This window comes from Verrucosispora sp. SN26_14.1 (assembly GCF_004307965.1).
Classification (GTDB): domain Bacteria; phylum Actinomycetota; class Actinomycetes; order Mycobacteriales; family Micromonosporaceae; genus Micromonospora.
Genome location: NZ_SISL01000796.1, coordinates 1 through 1,250, shown reverse-complemented (window position 1 = coordinate 1,250; position 1,250 = coordinate 1). Strand labels below are relative to the sequence as shown.

Genomic DNA, 1,250 nt, shown 5'->3' with positions numbered 1-1,250 from the left:
GCCCGGCCCCGGGCCGTCGGATCCAGCCCCGCCTCCAGCGCCCGGGCCCAGCGCCGACGCTGCGCGTCCCGGTCCAGCACCAGTGCGCCGAAGGCGGCCAGCACGAAGAAGAGCAGGAAGAGGTCGAGCAGCGCGGTGCGGGACAGCACCAGGTGGAAGCCGTCGAGCGCGAGCAGCAGGCCGGCGGCGCAACCGAGCACGGTGGAGTGGAACATCCGGCGGCCGATGCGGATCAGCAGCAGCACCGAGAGCGTGCCGAACAGCGCTGCCGAGAAGCGCCAGCCGAACTCCGGCGAGGTGGTCATCAGCGCGCCGGGCACCGAGATGCCGTGTTCGGCGTCGGCGTAGCCGAAGGCCCACTCACCGAGACCGATCAACCACTTGCCCAGCGGCGGATGGACCACGTACGACGGTCCACCGTCCTTGTAGTTCCACTCCACGCCCTTGTCGATCAGCCCCCAGGCGTCCCGGGCGTAGTAGACCTCGTCGAAGATCTTGCCGGCCGGGTGGCTGAGGTTGGCGAAGCGGACCACCGCCGCGATCGCCACCACCACGGCGGTGGCCCACCACGATCTCCGGTCGACGCGGGCCTCGACGGTGGCCAGCCGACGGCGGATCGTCGCCGGTACGCCACCGCCGCCCGCGTCGCCGGTCGTGCCACCGCCCGTGTCACCGGTCGAGGTGGCCGCCTGCTCCGGTCCCGGCTGGTCCGCGTTCGCGCTCTGTGCTGTCGACGCACTCGTCACCCGGCGATCGTAGGCTGCGGAGGGGGTCGCTGGCGTACATCGTCTCCGAATCCGGTACGACCGTCGATGAAGGAGTGCCTACTCGTGGGTGAAATGTCCGAAACTGGTCGCCTGGTCCTCCTCGGCGCGCCGCTCGGCAACCCCGCCGACGCCTCCACCCGACTGCGAGACGTGCTCGGCACCGCCGACGTGGTCGCCGCCGAGGACACCCGGCGACTGATCCGGCTCGCCCGCGACCTGGACGTGACGATCCCCGGCCGGATCGTCTCCTACTTCGAGGGCAACGAGGAGCGGCGTACCCCCGAGTTGGTCGACGTGCTCACCGCCGGACACCTCGTCGCACTGGTCACCGACGGGGGGATGCCCAGCGTGTCCGACCCCGGCTACCGGCTGGTCCGCGCCGCACTGGACGCCGGCGTCCCGGTCACCTGCGCCCCCGGACCGAGCGCCGTCACCACCGCCCTGGCGCCTGTCTCTGATACCCCTCTCCGCGCCCCCGCTACT

At 71.8% G+C, this 1,250-nt stretch carries 2 protein-coding genes; one reads left to right on the top strand and one right to left on the bottom strand.

Features of this window, described 5'->3' with window-relative positions; genetic code table 11:
- On the bottom strand, window positions 1-746 hold a 746-nt coding region (locus tag EYA84_RS31995), incomplete at its 3' end, for a phospholipid carrier-dependent glycosyltransferase (protein ID WP_131057874.1).
- 66 nt (window positions 747-812) lie between these two features.
- Here EYA84_RS31995 and EYA84_RS31990 point away from each other — a divergent pair.
- Window positions 813-1,250, top strand: a 438-nt coding sequence (locus tag EYA84_RS31990) for a 16S rRNA (cytidine(1402)-2'-O)-methyltransferase (RefSeq protein ID WP_394347636.1), incomplete at its 3' end; no start/stop codon positions are given.